Genomic DNA, 16,438 nt, shown 5'->3' with positions numbered 1-16,438 from the left:
AATGGTCGAGTGAGAAAACTTTTTCTCTCCCGACAATTAATCCACCCTGCCTCCCCGCAGGCGGGGAGGGGTTGGGGGTGGGGTTATTTTATTATGGGTAATTTGACGGACATGATATAACTCTTGGGTTTTACCTGCACGGTATTCAGCCATTGCCTCGGTTGCAAGTTTGGCGATCGCTTGTTCAAATAGCTCTATTATAGGTGTCAATTGTTACGAAAATCATACTATAAATTATCTCTGCTTGCACTCTATTGGTGTTGTTAGGGTGCGATCGCTCTCAATAGTACAACTAGTAGAGTTTGAGACAATGACTTCTACCGTGGTGAACCAAGCAAGTTGGTAGATGAATCAGAGCAGGAAATTGATGCTGAACACTGACAGATAAACTGTATCGTCCTTACCTACTCTCTGAAATAGCTTTTTGTAAACTTTCATTTCTGCGATTGAGTTAGGTATCTAATGGCTAGCATAAGTAAGTCAGTACAATAAAACTCATGTATGTTTAGTTTTATAAAAACTCTGTAATGACGAAATTCTATGCTGTTTCCTGATTTTATATTTCGTTAAATAGATTTATTTTTTAAAACTGACTTTCTTAGCAGTAGATAGACGAGTTTATCTAATTTAAATTTGCAAATTAGATGTGGAACAGCTTAGTGGCAAAGATATCTTTACAGGTGGTACCGGTGGCGTTGGCGTAGCCCACTGTAATCCTTTGGGGAAGCAAGCTACGCGTAGCGTCTTGTTTACGACACGCTACGCGAACGCAGAGAAAGTATCGCTTTGTTTTCAATACATACACAATCAAAATTTTGAAAAGTGATAAATAGTTGACTCGCATCTTAATATGCTGTAAGTTGATGTCTTGTAAGCTAATTCGTGAAGTAAAGCAAGAAATCAACAAGCAAGACTCTCGATATTGCTAGAGTTTTGATGAGGTTTTCTTGTAATTCCAGCATTGACGATAAATAAAATATTTAAATTTGGAGAGTTGCGTTGACTACAGCATCTAAGTTTGCGTTAGGTACTTGTTTGCTCCCCCTCACACTCAGTGCTACCCTCTTGCCAGCTATCATAGGCAAAGCCCAAAACCCTCCTCCACCGGAGGCTGGGAGTGGTCGAGTTGAGCGTGAAGCTGTTCGCACAAATAAGTATGTGGTAGTAGCTGCAAATCCACTAGCATCAGCAGCCGGACGCGATGTTCTACGTCGCGGAGGTAGTGCTATAGATGCTGCTATTGCAGTCCAAATGGTATTGACGTTGGTAGAGCCACAATCTTCAGGTATTGGTGGTGGTGCTTTCCTTGTTTACTACGATGCCAAAACGAAGAAGTTACTCACTTATGATGGTCGAGAAACTGCACCGGCTGCGGCTAAACCAGATCGCTTTCTTGATGCCAATGGCAAACCCTTACAGTTTTATGAGGCTGTTGTCGGAGGTAAATCTGTAGGTGTGCCTGGGGTGGTACGAATGCTAGAGTTGGCACACAAAAAATATGGCAAGTTACCTTGGTCTCAACTGTTTCAAGGAGCTATCCAACTTTCTGAACAAGGTTTTCCACTTTCACCACGTTTGTACACGCTGCTAAGTAAGGATCAATATCTATCTCGCAACGAGCCAGCTAAGAGCTATTTCTATCAACCCGATGGTACACCCAAGCCAATTGGTACAAGATTAGTCAATCAGCCTTTGGCAGAGGTATTGCGTCAGATTGCTAAAGGAGGTGCTAATGCTTTTTATCAAGGAAATATTGCTAAAGACATAGTAGCTAAGGTGAGGCAAGCTGCTGTACCAGGTGACTTAACCACCACTGATCTAGTGCAATATCAAGCTAAACTGCGAGAGCCAGTTTGTGGCGCTTATCGAATTTACAAAGTTTGCGGCATGGGGCCTCCAAGTTCTGGTGGTTTAACCGTACTGCAAATTCTAGGTATTCTTCAACAATTTAATCTGGCGGCTTTAAAGCCAGCTTCTTTAGAAGCAGTCCATTTATTTTCGGAAGCTGGGCGTTTAGCCTATGCTGACAGAAATTTATATATAGCTGACACAGATTTTGTCCCAGTACCAGTCAAAGAATTAATTAACCCTAACTACCTAAAGTTAAGGGCAGCAATAATCGATCCTGAACGTTCAATCGGTCAAGCCCAAGCAGGCAATCCATTGTTACAGCAAGCACGTAGCTGGGGTAAAGATCAATCTAAGGATTTGCCATCTACTAGTCATGTTTCAATTGTCGATGCGGCAGGTAACGCTATTTCAATGACTACTAGCATTGAAGATGCCTTTGGCTCAAGATTGATGGTACGAGGCTTCTTACTTAACAACCAACTGACAGATTTCTCTTTTTCACCTATATCAGAAGGAAAGCCCGTTGCTAATCGTATAGAAGCCAAGAAACGCCCTAGAAGCTCAATGGCTCCCATGATGGTCTTTGATCGCAATGGCAAGCTAGTAATGGTAATTGGTTCGGCTGGTGGGCCGCAAATTATTAATTATGTCGCTAAGGCAATAGTAGGCCATCTGGACTGGGGATTGGACATTCAGCAAGCACTAGCTTTGCCAAATTTTGGTAGTCGTAATGGGCCAACTGAACTAGAAGCAGATACAGATGTTGCCAACCTGAAACCTGCTTTAGAAGCCAAGGGTCATACAGTTAGCGTTATCCAATTAACTAGTGGTTCCACCGGAATTGTGCTGACTAATCAGGGGCTAGTTAGTGGTGCAGACCCACGTCGTGAAGGAGCGCCTTTGGGTGAATAACAGCTAGTTTTAATGATGTTCTTAGCTCAAAATTGGCATTAATTTTTGGACACTTAGGTTGATGGCATGAAATAATTAGCTACCTAGATTAGAAAAAGTAGCATAGCTAGTTTTGAGCAAGGAACTTCTCTTTATTCAATTAGGACTTACGCAAAAAACCTCTCTAACTCTTATTCCTCTGTGTTCTCTGCGTTCTCTGTGGTTTGATTTTCCGTGACCTGTGCGTAAGTCCTGTCAATATCAAAAATTACTCAACATTTCTCTGGGATAAAACTATGAGATGGTTTCCAAAAATAGTATTTGCAACTACTATCAGTATTTTCAGCTTGATAGGAAGCTCAGTTAACAAAGTACAAGCTGTATCTCTGGACTATGCCTTTACACAATCAGGTTGGGAAGGTGGAGGTATCTTGTCTGGTTCATTTTCTAGTGTGGATAAAAATAATGATGGGTTAATTTACACAACTGAGTTAAATACCTTTGATTTAATATTTTCTGGGAACTCCAAAGTTCCGCAACAGAAATGGTTGGGTGTATCTACTTTAAGTTCATTTGGATTTAACTCTAGTAATTCTAGATTAGCTTTCTCAACTTATGAAAATTTAGATAAGTATACTGCTAATATTGTTGGCTTACCTTATCTTAATTATATTGGCAAGCCTTTTCTCTCCAACTATATTACCTCTTCTGAAATTCAACCGCTTGTAATTGCAAAATCGATTCCCGAACCTACATTTGGATTTGCTAGTTTAGCTGTCTTGAGTGTTGGACTATTACTTAAATTGAAAAACTCCCGATGATGGTCAATTGATTTTGGATTTTAGATTTGCAATTTTGGATTGACCCTATCCACAAGGCGACAGGGCAATCCAATTTATCAAACAACGGCTGCCTCTGGAATCGCACCCTGCATTCTCCCAAAAGCATCAATCAAATTTTGCAATTGTTGATCTGCTTTAAAAACTCCTAATCCGCGCACTGTCACTTTACCTGGAGAATATACAAAGCGCGTCTTGAGATTATCTGGTAAATTCGCCGCTAATAAATTCCAAGCGGGTTCCTCCATTGGTGTTTCTAAAACGACATGCTGTTTTTGTTCTGGCTTAATGCGGCTAAATCCGAGTTTTTTCGCTAGCTGTTTGAGTTCCATGACTCGCAAAAGTTGATTTGCAGAGACTGGTAAAGTACCATAGCGATCGCTCCACTCGGCTGCAATTTGTTTTAATTCTGATTTAGATTTCGCTGTCGCTACCGCTCGGTATGCACTCATCTTTTGATCCAAATCGGTAATGTAATCAGCTGGGATAAATGCTGTGAGATTAAGATCAATCTGCGTATCTTCGACTTTCGGAATTTCTTGTCCGCGAATTTCTCGAATCGCTTCTTCTAGCATTTCCATGTATAAATCAAAACCGATGGCATCCATTTGACCGGATTGTTCTGCACCTAGTAAGTTACCCACGCCTCTGATTTCCATGTCGCGCATTGCTAGCTGATATCCAGAACCTAACTGAGTAAATTCCTGAATCGCTCGTAAACGTTGCCGGGCTGCATCAGATAATGCCCGTTGCTTCGGATAAAATAACCAAGCATGAGCTTGGATACCTGCACGTCCTACACGACCGCGTAATTGATACAACTGTGCCAATCCAAAACGATGAGCATCTTCAATTAAAATCGTGTTGACTCGTGGAATATCTAAGCCAGATTCAATAATTGTCGTACAAACAAGGATGTCTGCATCGCCATTGCTGAAAGTGAGCATAGTTGATTCTAACTCGCTTTCATCCATTTGACCGTGAGCGATCGCAAACCTAGCTCCCGGTATTACTTCTCGTAAATTGGCTGTTGTCTCTTCAATTCCATCTACTCGTGGAACTACATAAAATACTTGTCCACCTCTGTCTAATTCTTGACGAATTGCAGTGCGGATACTTTCGGAATTTATTGGTGATAGATGGGTTTTAATCGGTCGTCTGGTTGGGGGTGGTGTGGTAATCAAACTCATTTCCCGAATTCCCGACAAGGACATGTACAAAGTCCGGGGAATAGGTGTGGCGGAGAGGGTAAGCACATCCACTTGAGTTTTCAGGCTTTTAATTTTTTCTTTCTGATTTACCCCAAAGCGCTGTTCTTCATCCACTACTAATAGTCCTAAATCTTTGAATGCCACACCTTTACCTAAAATTTGATGTGTACCAACTACTACATCTAATTCACCCGTTGCCAATCGCTTTTGAATATCGCGGCGTTCTTCAGCGGAACGAAAACGGTTGAGCAAACCAACATTTACGGGATAAGGTGCAAAACGTTCTTTGAGTGTATGGTAATGCTGCTGTGTTAAAATAGTCGTTGGCGCAAGGAGTGCCACTTGTTTACCGGCGGTGACTGCTTTAAAAACAGCACGAATCGCCACTTCCGTCTTCCCGAAACCGACATCGCCACAAACTAAGCGATCCATTGGGCGATCGCTTTCCATGTCGCGTTTTACATCTTGAACAGCTTTGAGTTGATCCGTTGTGGGTTGGTAGGGGAAAGAATCTTCTAATTCCTCTTGCCAAGGCATATCGCTTGGAAAACTAAAACCTTGTTGTTTTGATCGCGCTGCATACAGTTTCAACAAGTCCACCGCCAATTTTTTAATCGCTTTGCGGACTTTATTCTTGGTATTTTCCCAAGCTTTACCGGTCATCCTGTTGAGTTCTGGTGCTTTATCACCTCCGGCGCGGAACCGGGATAAAGCACCTACTTGATCGGCTGCGACTCTGAGTAACCCATCAGCATACTGCACCACCAAATAGTCACGGGTTTCGTTATTAATTGTCAAACTTTCCAGCTTGACAAATTTACCAACACCATGATTTCTGTGAACCACATAATCGCCTGGACGCAGCTTATTGGGATCGACTTGTTTAGAAGTAGCTTTGTGGCGCTTGCGGATATAGCCGGGAGTCGCCAAGGAATGCTGCCCAAAAAATTCCCGATCTGTAACGATTACTATTCGGTACGTAGGCAGGATAAAACCTTCTAGTTCCGCAAGCCCAGAATATTTTAGAGCTATAGGAATATGGTTGATTTGCAGCTTATCTATTGCTTGGTAGTCGCGGGGATTGGGGATAAACTGAGCCGGACAATCATGTTCTTGCAACAGTGAGACAGAACGTGAAGGTTGAGCAGAAAGCAGCCAGATCGAGAAATTGCGATCGCGTTCTTGGCGGATGGTTTCAGCTAGTTTAGCAAACTGGTGTGGCGTGACTGGAACCGGACGGCTGGCAAGATTGATCCCATCATTTTCCTCTGAGAGTTCCGATAAATATAATGTTTTAAATCTGGCAACATCAGCCAAACACTCATCAAACGAACGGTGAATTTTTGGCAATGTTAGGGGAGTTGATCCTTCTTCATGCGCCATTACCCATTGTTCTTGGGCATTTTCTACCCAGCGATCGCTATGAGCATGACACTGTTCTGGCTCATCAATGGCAATCAAGGTATTTTCTGCTAAGTAGTTTAGCAGAGATGCTGGTTGCTCGAATGCTAACCCCAAAAAGCGACGGCTACCCTCCAACATTGATGAGTTCGCAGTGCTAAGTTCTGAGTCAGAATTTAACTCATAACCCTTCGGCAGGCTCAGGGCATCGCTCATAACTCCTAACTCAGAACTCTTTTTCAGTGCAGCCATCACCACAGGAGTGAAACTAGTGGGGGTAAGAATTAACTGATCAACTTTGTCGAGGGCGGAACGTTGGGTTGCTGGGTCAAATTCCCGCATTTGCTCGATTTCATCACCAAACCATTCCAACCTGACTGGAAATTCCGAGGAAACCGGGAACACATCAACAATATCGCCCCGCCGACTCCATTGCCCTTCCATTTCCACCAAAGGAACTCTTTCGTACCCCAAAATAGTTATTTTCTCACTGAAGCTATTCAGGTCTAATTCCATCCCTTTTTTCAGGGTAAGACAGAATTGCCCAAAAGCTTCTGGTGGTGGTAAATGAGGTTGCAACGCCCCTTGAGTAGCCACAATTGCTAAATTTGTTCTTTGTCCTACCCTGCGGGAAGCCGCAGAAGCGTTTATGTCACTTGTCCTTTGTTCTTGGTTTGTTTCTAATGACAACTGACTAATACTTCGGCTTACCTCGGCTTCGCTCGGCACAAGTCGCTCAGTATAAGTGACTAATGACTCTTGATTTTTGAGTAAATCTGCCAATACCTGCATTTGCCCCCAACTCATTTCAGTTTCCGGGTCAAAAGGTTCGTAGGGAGAAGCCTCGGAGGTAGGGTAAAAATGTACTGTTTGCCATCCCATTGCCTCCAGTTGTGCGTAAACGCGTCCAGCTTCTTCCAGAGTGGCGCAAACCACGAACAAATCCTTGCCCTGAGACTGCGCTAATGCCGAAGCCACTAGAGTCTTGGGCAGCCTGGGAATGCCATTTAACCGCAATTCTTGTTGTCGATTCAGCTTAGAAATAAATTCAGTGGTGAGCGGCGATCGGCCTAAGGCACGCACAATAGAAGAAAATGACATAAGTACTACTAGCGATGGGAGTCTTTGTGGGTCAGCAAATCTTGAGGCAGTTTATGTCAACTATTTTAAAAGTGTTAACAGCTTTCTTATTCTTTCGGTGGAAGAATAATGCACAGGACTAATAAACTTAAGAACTATAACTACTACTTTGTATATAGTCAAAGTATTTATCGAAGCACCTTTAATACTAGATACTAGGGATTGAGCTACGTTTGCTCTGATAAGCGGCAATTTTAAACATGTCCTCCATCACTTTTGAAATTTTAATCATTTTGGTGCTAATTATTGCCAATGGCGTGTTTTCTATGTCTGAGATGGCGATTGTCTCGGCACGGAAAGTAAGGTTACAACAGCTTGCCAATCAAGGAGATGCCAAGGCAATGGCAGCATTGAAATTAGCGGAGTCTCCAAATCATTTCCTGTCAACCGTTCAAGTGGGTATTTCCCTAATCGGTATCCTAACTGGTGCTTTTGGAGGAGCAACCATTGCCAACCGACTGGCAGTCTATGTGCGACTTGTACCCTTTTTAGCACCTTATAGTGAACCGATATCTTTTGGAGTAGTGGTTTTGATCATTACCTATTTGTCACTCATTGTTGGCGAATTAGTACCAAAGCGTCTGGCATTAAACAACCCAGAAAGAATTGCATCGAATGTAGCTATTCCAATGCGTGCCTTATCGGCGATCGCTTCGCCAATGGTATATCTTTTAAGTGCTTCTACAGATTTGATCCTGCGAGTGTTGGGAATTACAGCTTCTACCGAGCCGCAAGTCACCGAAGAAGAAATTAAAATCTTAATTGAGCAAGGCACTGAGGCGGGAACCTTTGAGGAAGCTGAACAGGATATGGTGGAGCGAGTCTTTCGTTTAGGCGATCGCCCTGTAAGCTACTTAATGACACCCCGTCCTGATATTGTTTGGCTAGACTTAGACGACTCTGCCGAAGAAAATCGCCAAAAAATGGTTGATAGTGCTTATTCTCGGTATCCAGTTTGTCAGGGGGGACTTGACAATGTGTTGGGTGTTATCCCTGTCACGGACTTATTAGCCAGGAGTTTCCGAGGGGAACCACTAGACTTGACTATCGGATTGCGACAGCCCGTATTTGTGCCAGAAAGCACCCGTGGCTTGAAAGTTTTGGAATTGTTCAAGCAAACTATCACTCACATGGCGCTGGTAGTGGATGAATACGGCGTAATTCAAGGATTAGTTACTCTCAACGACATCATGAGTGAAATCGTGGGTGATGTTCCTTCAACAGATGGACAGGATCAACCACAAGCTGTACAACGCGAAGATGGTTCCTGGCTTTTGGATGGGATGTTGCCTGTAGAGGAGTTTTTGGAACTTTTTGGGATGGAAGAGTGGGAATCTGAGGAACGCGGTAGTTATCAAACATTAGGCGGTTTTGTGATTACCCATCTAGGTCGTATTCCTGCCGCAGCAGATCATTTTGAATGGCAAAGTATGCGAATTGAAGTGATGGATATGGATGGTAATCGCGTTGATAAGGTGCTAGTCGTACCAAAGGCAGTTAAATCAGCAGATACGAAAAAATCTGAGTAGCAAAAGGAGGCAAAGGAGGAATTATTCAAAAAGTCACTCCCTTGTCTCTTCCCAATCCCTTTAAGTGCGAGATAGACGTTTGACCTCTTCACCCGCCAACATCTGATGAGCTTGTTTCAGGAGTTGGGGGATTTTATCGGCGTGAGGATTACGGGTAAGAGATTTTCCTAAGTCTAATTCATCTAGCCGGTCGGCTTTGTTGCCGGGGAACCAGTGGCCGCCATTGCCAAGCAGGTTGTAGCGCATCTTAGCGTAGTCTACTAAATCGTAGGCGATCGCTAGATTCCGTAGCCACAAAATCACCCGAATATTTACCTCACCAGGAGTTTCGTCAAAGGTTGGTAGATTTGTTTCCCAGGATTTTACCCAATCTTCTCCCAAAGTAGCGATCGCTTCTTCTTCCAATCTTGCTAAAATTGGCGGCAAAATTTCTGATGCCCGGTCTATTAATTCTAAAGTCTTCAAGTGTTCATCAAAATCTTGTGGTTTTGCTGCTCCCAAACTCAGGGTATGTACCTCCTGATGACTCAAACAAAACAAATCATTAAACACCATTGGACTCAACGGGGCGCAAAGATTTACTAATTTTTGGGGAGGCTCATACAACAAACCTCCTTTATTAGATGGGCTAATAATAAACACCCCCATATCGTGGTGTTTAGCTGCTTCGATTGCCGCCCAATTCCATTGATTAATGTAGTACCAGTGCAGGTTCACGTAATCAAATTGATTGGTATTAATTGTCTGCACAATTATATCTGTCGAGCCGTGTGTGGAAAAGCCAATAAATCTAACTTTTCCCTCTGCCCGCAACTGCTGCGCTACTTCCAAACAGCCGCCAGCACGGATGCTTTCATCTAAAGACTCAGGATGATTAATGCCATGCAACCCTAAAAGGTCAACATAATCTAGCTGAAGATTTTTCAAGGATTTTTCAAATGTCTCTCGGAATTCTTTCGCATCTGCCTTTGGGCTGATTTTGGTCTGAACAATCAACTTTTCGCGGGGAAACTTGGGCAATATTCTCCCCAATTGCATTTCAGAAGTGCCATAACCACGGGCAGTTTCAATATGATTAATCCCAACCTCGACTGCCCTTCTAATAGTCGCTTCCAGATTTGCCTGGTTATCAGCAGGAATTTCATGATTGGGAACATCTTCCCATTTGAACTGATATCTCATGCCACCGCAGGAAAACACTGGCATCTGTAATTCTGTGCGTCCAAATCTTCTATATAGCATCAGTGGATTGTGGATTGCTTACCAACTTAAAATCTAACAACGATAGTCATTCCAGCTTGTAGTGCCACAATAATTCCCTCTGTTCAATCTGTGACACTAGCAATATTCATCGCATTCTTAAATCGGTCAGGTCTTTTGGTTATTGGATTTTTACCAATATTCCAGTTCCACAGACTAATTATCTCATCGTAGTTACCACTTTCTCCAGTTTAGACCAAGAAATGGCAAAACAACCCAGCAGTGCTGAGTTGTGCGAAGGTGAACTAACAAAAAAGTTAAAATTAATTTTTTGCAATCTGAGACTGCGCGTGAGTTAAGCAATTTCTCAATTTTTCAGCTAACACTTGTACATGGGGTTCTTTAAGTATGTCAAGGTGAGATCCGGGAAGGTAATGAATATCTAATCCTCCAACTACTAGGTCGCCCCAGCCAAATTGAGGATCGTATTCTGTGCCTATAGCTTCGTCCCGATTTTTATCCTCTGTTCGTAAAAGAATAGCTCGACCAAGGTAAGGTGAAAAAATATAGTCACTGAGGGCTTGAGTGTTAGTATCTATAACCTTTAAATGCTTATCAGTTTCAGGTACATGAAGTACGTCTTCCAAGTAACGGTTATATGTATTTTGCAGTTGTTGCTTACGCCAATAACTCCATCTCACAATCTTTTGCCAAACGTAGTTAGGCCCTTGTTGAACAATATTATTTAAATGCAAAAAAACTCGTTTTAGAAATGGCGCCTGCCAGCTATAACCTATACGACAACTATCAAGCATAATTAAAATGCCGACTTGTTCGCCTTGCTCATGGAGTTGTTTAGCCATCTCGAAGGCAACTGTACCCCCAAAAGAATAACCTCCGAGAAAATAAGGGCCATGAGGTTGAATGGCCTGAATTTCTTGAATGTAGTACGCTGCCATATCTTCAATACGGGTATGGAGAGGGTATTTTTCATCTAGCCCTCGTGGTTGTAATCCGTAAAATGGTTGTTCTGTCCCCAGATGCAATGCCAATTCACGGAAACATAAGACTTCTCCACCCAGCCCGTGAATACAGAAAAAAGGTGGCTTGGAACCGTTGGGTTGAATTTCTACCAAGGATGACCAGCTAGATTTTGACTGGTCTAAGGTATTTACTAAAGCCGAGTTTGTTGTTAAATCTTCTTCTTGGCAGATTATTTTGGCTAGAGCCTCTACATTCCCTGACTGGAAAAGAATGGCAAGCGGAAGGTTTTTACTAAATGTCTTTTCAATTTGCCAAAACAGTTTTACTGCTAGGATAGAATGTCCTCCTAGCTCGAAGAAGTTATCCCTAACACCAATGGGCTGCACACCCAAAATTTGTTCCCAAATCTGTGTCAACTGGCGTTCCACTTCATTGCGGGGAGCAACAAAGCTGGCTTCTGGTTCTTGTCTCGATAAGTCTGGTGCTGGTAGGGCACGGCGGTCTACCTTGCCGTTGGGGGTTAAGGGCATGGTGTCCAGCAAGACAAAAGTCGAAGGTAGCATGTACTGTGGCAATTTTGTCGACAGGAAGCTTCGGATACCAGCAATTGTAATTACTGAGTCTTGATTTGGTATAATGTAAGCCACCAAACGTTGATCGCCAGGAACGTCTTCACGGGCAATGACTACAGTTTGGAGTACATCTGGATGTTGGGCTAACACCGTTTCAATTTCCCCTGGTTCAATGCGTATCCCCCGGATCTTGACTTGATGATCTCGGCGACCGAGAATTTCTAGAGAGCCATCTGGACGATAGCATCCGCGATCGCCTGTATAATAAAGCCAATCGTGGCGATCGTTCCCAAAAGGGTTCTTAACAAACCGAGAATGGTTTTCTTGCTGGGTATTGATATAGCCCAAACTGCGGAATGGAGTTCGGATTACAATCTCGCCTGGTTCACCGATACCGCATGGTTGTTGACTTGATGTGAAAACCAGTGCTTGAGTTTGCGGCAGCGGCAATCCTACTGGCTGTACACCAGGGCTACACTCAACAGGTACTCGGTAATAACATTTCGCCAAAGTTGTCTCTGTCGGGCCGTAGAGATTAATAATTTCCCCTGATTCTGGAAAAGCATCCCGCCAGCGAACTACAAGGGTTTCTTTCAAAGGTTCTCCAGCCAAGAATAACCAGCGTAAGTTACGTAAAGATACTCCTGACGGCACATTTGCTAACCATAATTGCGCCAGCGAAGGAACTGTATGCAGTACAGAAATTTGCTCATTTTCCAAATAACGCAGAATTCTCGTTGGTTCTAAGTTATCCTCTTCTTCTGGCAAGCATAGGGTTGCACCACTAGTTAAAGGTAAAAAGATATCTCTCAGAACGACATCAAAAGAAAGACCAGTTAATTGGGCAACGCGGTCTTGCTGATTAATTTCAAAAGTCTGTCGCTGCCAGTTCAGAAAATGCGCCAACCCTTTATGACACCCCAGCACCCCTTTCGGTACACCAGTAGTGCCGGAAGTAAAGAAAATATAAGCTGCATCATCGGCAGCGATTTCAGGTAGATTTACTGTTTCAACGCTCTTTTGAGAATTTATAGCTTCTCCTGTGTCTGGGTTGACACAGATGCTAGTTAAAGAATCCCATATTTTTCCGTCTTTTGGATGTTGACTATCAATATATAATATGTATTTAGCTTTAGCTTCTTGTAACATCAGCCGCTGGCGTTGGCTGGGAAGTTTGGGGTCGAGGGTGAGTAACACACCGCCACTCAAGAGTACGCCTAGCATACTGGCAATTAGCCCAAAGCTGCGTGTCCCAAACACGGCTACGACATCTCCCCGCTCTACTCCGTGAGATAACAAAACCTGTGCTAAGGTTTGAGCGATTTTGCCCAACTCTCCATAATTCCAAGTGCGAATTCCTTGACGAAGTGATGAATGTTCTGGGGTACGATTTGCCCAAGAGATAAACATTGTTGTCGTCAATTCATACTGTGGTTCTGGCAAAACCGCCCTTGGCTCTGGCAGCAAAGGTCGTGCTTCTGGTGTCACCAAGGAATACAAACTAATCTGTCTCTCTGGAGCAGCAACAATTTGATTTAGCAAGTGATGGAATTGATGAAGCATTTCCATCATCCGTTCTGAAGTAAACAGATCGGTGTTGTAGACTAAATCAAGTTGGATTCCTTGATTTTGTTCTGTAACATAAAGGGTTAAGTCGAACTTAGAAGCTGTTTCTAAGATCGAGACTGGTTCGATAGCCACTCCAGGTAGTTCCAGTTGGATGTCCCTTAAGTTGAGCATATTAAACCACACTTGAAACAGTGGGTTGCGACTGGTATCTCGCTCTGGTTGCAGTTCTTCTACCAGTTTCTCGAAGGGCATATCCTGATGAGCATAAGCAGCTAATGCCATCTGGCGAACTCGATTTAGCACTGAACGAAAACTGGGATTCTCAGCAAAATCAGTCCGTAAAACAACGGTGTTAATAAAAAATCCAATTAACTCTTCAATCTCAGAACGGTTACGTCCGGCAATGGGAGAACCGATAAGAATGTCTTCTTGGCCAGTATAGCGGTGCAGTATTGTCCCAAAGGCTGTCAGTAATGTCATGAATAGAGTGACACCCTCCTGATGCGAGAGTTCTGTGAGTGATGCACTCAAAGTCTGCGGTAGCATCAGAGATTGGGCTGCTCCTTGGTAAGTTTGCACTGGTGGCCGTGGTCGGTCGGTAGGCAATTCCAGTACAGTATTAGCACCTGCTAATTGGGTTTTCCAATAGTTAATTTGGCTGGAAAGGACCTCATCTGATAGCCATTGGTGCTGCCATACAACAAAATCCGCATACTGAATAGGCAATTTTGTCAAGGGGGAAGGCTTATTATTCAAAAAAGCTTCATAAAGCGCTGTTAACTGCTGCCAGAGAATACCAATTGACCAACCATCTGAGGCGATGTGGTGCATCATTAACAAGAGTATATGATCTTGTTCGTCTATCTGGAGCAAAGTAGCACGCAGCATCAAGTCAGATTCTAAATTGAAGGGGCGTTGCACCTCTTGATTTAGGAGAAATTCTACTTGCTCCTTTGTTACCTTAATAATTTTGAGTTCCACTGGCCGAGGCGTGCCAATTACTTGTATGGGGCTACCATCAGATGATGTAATGAAGTTGGTTCGCAATGCCTCATGATGGACAACGATCGCATCTAGTGACTGTTGTAATATACCCAGGTTTAACTTGCCCGTTAAGCGCTGTGCATTGGAGACGATATACGCTCGGCTGTTGGGTTCCAACTGCTCCAAAAACCAGACTCGCTGTTGAGCAAAGGATAGAGGGGCTGATTGCCGATTGGCTATTTGGGGAATAGTCTGATTTTGGGGATCATTTTCTGGAGTTTGGTTTTGAGCGAACGCTTGAGCTAAAGTAGCGATCGTGGGATTCTCAAATAAGAGTTGCAACGATATTTCTATTTGAAAAGCTTGGCGAACTCTAGACATTACTTGAGTAGCCAGCAGTGAATGCCCTCCCAATTCAAAAAAATTGTCGTGGATGCCTACTTGTTCCAGACGCAAAACTTTTGCCCAAATGTCAGCTAAAACTTCTTCTGTCGAATTCTGAGGTGGAACAAAGTTAGTTGACAGCCTAATATCAGATGTATCCGGTGCAGGTAAGGCGCGGCGGTCTATTTTACCGTTGGGATTTAATGGCAGAGTGTCTAAAAATACAAAGAAACTAGGCACCATGTATTCAGGCAACCGAGTTTCCAAAAAGCGACGCAATTCAGCCTGACTAGGAATTTGCTCTGGACTGGCAACAACAATATATGCCACGAGTCGCTTGTCCCCAGGCACATCTTCTCTGGCTATGACTAAAGTCTGCGTCAGTGCCGGATGTTGAGCTAGTATGGCTTCAATTTCTCCTAATTCAATTCTGAAGCCACGTATTTTAACTTGGTAGTCTCTCCGACCAAGGAACTCGATATTACCATCGCTCAAATAACGTGCCAAGTCCCCAGTTTTGTAAAGGCGTGCCCCAGGTTCAGAGCTAAAAGGGTTGAAAATAAACTTCTCTGTGGTCAATTCTGGACGGTTAAGATAGCCTCGTGCTAGACCAATACCGCCAATGTGCAGTTCACCTGATTCACCAACAGGCATTGGCTGCAAATTTTCATCGAGGATGTGAATTTCTGCATTGGTAATCGGACGACCAATGGGTGCAATAGCATAATTAGTGTCCCGTTGGCAACTCCAGAAAGTGGTATCAATGGAAGCTTCTGTCGGGCCATAACAATTGTGTAAAACATTGTCCAAATTCAATTGGGCAAAGAAGCGTTCTATAAGTTCGCCAGGTAAAGCTTCACCACCGCAGGTAATGTGTCTGATGAATCGGCAATTCTCAATTCCTTTCTCTTCCAATAATACACGTAGTATGGAAGGTACTAAAGCCAGAACTGTGATTTGCTGCTCAGTAATTACTTTCACAAGGTAGGCTGTATCTTGATGTCCACCAGGGCGAGCTATGAACAATTGACCCCCAAAGCACAATGGCCAGAATATCTGCCATACTGAGGGGTCGAAGCTAAAAGAAATACTTAGTAAAACTTTGTCCGCGTGAGTTAATCCAAAAGTTGTTTGCTTCCAGTGGAGTTGATTGCAGATACCACGGTGAGGGATCATTACACCCTTGGGCTGTCCTGTAGAACCAGATGTGTAGATTACGTAGATGAGGTTATCAGCCGTAGTTTGGTTTACAGGATTTTCTTGACTGTTTTGAATATTCCCTTGCCAGTCTAAGTCCAGACAAACCACTTGTGCCTGATGTGGTGGTAAGTTCTTGACCAATTTTTCTTGGGTTAACAATATTGGCGTCTGGGTGTCTTCCAAGATGAAAGCTAAACGTTCTGAGGGATATGCCGGATCTAAAGGTACATAAGCGCCTCCAGCTTTCAGAATGCCTAGTAGTCCTACAATCATCTCTAAGGAGCGCTCTAGGCATATACCTACAAGTACTTCTGGACCAACGCCTAAAGCACGTAGGTGGTGCGCTAGTTGATTCGCCCGCTGGTTTAACTGTTGATAAGTAAGTTGTGTATTTTCACATACTACTGCAATTGCTTGGGGCGATCGCTCCACTTGCATCTCAAACATTTGATGAATGCACAGATCCTGATGATAAACTACTTGGGTGTCATTCAATTCCTGTAAAACTTGAGTGCCGATGATGTTAGTTAAGGTATTTAAGGTAATATTTTGCTTATATTCTGATGTCTGACTATCTATCTGCATTTTCTATATTAAGTTCGAGTGGGCATAAATAATTAAAGTTTATGAGGACGTAAATAATTAAAGGTTTATGACTAAACAAAGATATGAGTAAATACAGC

General features: G+C 43.2%; 7 protein-coding genes. 3 read left to right on the top strand and 4 right to left on the bottom strand.

The window, feature by feature from the left end:
• Positions 1-36 precede the first annotated feature (36 nt).
• The gene (locus RMX69_RS27160) at positions 37-210 is read right to left on the bottom strand and encodes a hypothetical protein (RefSeq protein WP_322639271.1); all 174 of its coding nucleotides are present in this window, start codon (positions 208-210) and stop codon (positions 37-39) included.
• Positions 211-999: 789 nt separating this feature from the next.
• On the opposite strand from RMX69_RS27160, the gene ggt reads away from it, so the two are divergent.
• Entirely contained in the window at positions 1,000-2,763 is a 1,764-nt protein-coding gene (ggt, locus tag RMX69_RS27155) for a gamma-glutamyltransferase (RefSeq protein ID WP_322639270.1), read from the top strand.
• 203 nt (positions 2,764-2,966) lie between these two features.
• Positions 2,967-3,563: a hypothetical protein gene (locus RMX69_RS27150; protein WP_322639269.1), complete on the top strand. Its 597-nt coding sequence runs from the start codon at positions 2,967-2,969 to the stop codon at positions 3,561-3,563.
• A 77-nt stretch (positions 3,564-3,640) separates the two neighbouring features.
• Here the strand turns inward: RMX69_RS27150 and mfd are convergent, their stop codons facing one another.
• Positions 3,641-7,294 (bottom strand): transcription-repair coupling factor, encoded by a 3,654-nt coding sequence (gene mfd / locus RMX69_RS27145; RefSeq protein WP_322639268.1) that lies wholly within the window; start codon positions 7,292-7,294, stop codon positions 3,641-3,643.
• A gap of 239 nt (positions 7,295-7,533) precedes the next feature.
• On the opposite strand from mfd, the gene RMX69_RS27140 reads away from it, so the two are divergent.
• Positions 7,534-8,862 carry a hemolysin family protein gene (locus RMX69_RS27140; protein WP_289795786.1) on the top strand — a complete coding sequence of 443 codons (1,329 nt, stop codon included), beginning with the start codon at positions 7,534-7,536 and terminating at the stop codon, positions 8,860-8,862.
• Positions 8,863-8,922: 60 nt separating this feature from the next.
• Here the strand turns inward: RMX69_RS27140 and RMX69_RS27135 are convergent, their stop codons facing one another.
• Together RMX69_RS27135 and RMX69_RS27130 are read right to left on the bottom strand one after the other, a co-directional pair.
• Positions 8,923-10,104, bottom strand: coding sequence for an aldo/keto reductase (locus RMX69_RS27135; protein WP_322639267.1), 1,182 nt, complete (start codon positions 10,102-10,104; stop codon positions 8,923-8,925).
• A gap of 281 nt (positions 10,105-10,385) precedes the next feature.
• Positions 10,386-16,340 carry a non-ribosomal peptide synthetase gene (locus RMX69_RS27130; RefSeq protein ID WP_322639266.1) on the bottom strand — a complete coding sequence of 1,985 codons (5,955 nt, stop codon included), beginning with the start codon at positions 16,338-16,340 and terminating at the stop codon, positions 10,386-10,388.
• Positions 16,341-16,438: the final 98 nt, after the last annotated feature.

The organism is Nostoc sp. EspVER01 (assembly GCF_034530635.1).
Lineage (GTDB): Bacteria > Cyanobacteriota > Cyanobacteriia > Cyanobacteriales > Nostocaceae > Nostoc.
The sequence above is the reverse complement of the archived record's forward strand: the minus strand, read 5'-3'. Positions and strand labels throughout refer to the sequence as shown.

Excerpts from the sequence above, each read along its gene's own strand:
- mfd (WP_322639268.1), bottom strand. The coding sequence starts at position 7,294 with ATGTCATTTTCTTCTATTGTGCGTGCCTTAGGCCGATCGCCGCTCACC.
- RMX69_RS27140 (WP_289795786.1), top strand. The coding sequence starts at position 7,534 with ATGTCCTCCATCACTTTTGAAATTTTAATCATTTTGGTGCTAATTATT.
- RMX69_RS27135 (WP_322639267.1), bottom strand. The coding sequence starts at position 10,104 with ATGCTATATAGAAGATTTGGACGCACAGAATTACAGATGCCAGTGTTT.
- RMX69_RS27130 (WP_322639266.1), bottom strand. The coding sequence starts at position 16,340 with ATGCAGATAGATAGTCAGACATCAGAATATAAGCAAAATATTACCTTA.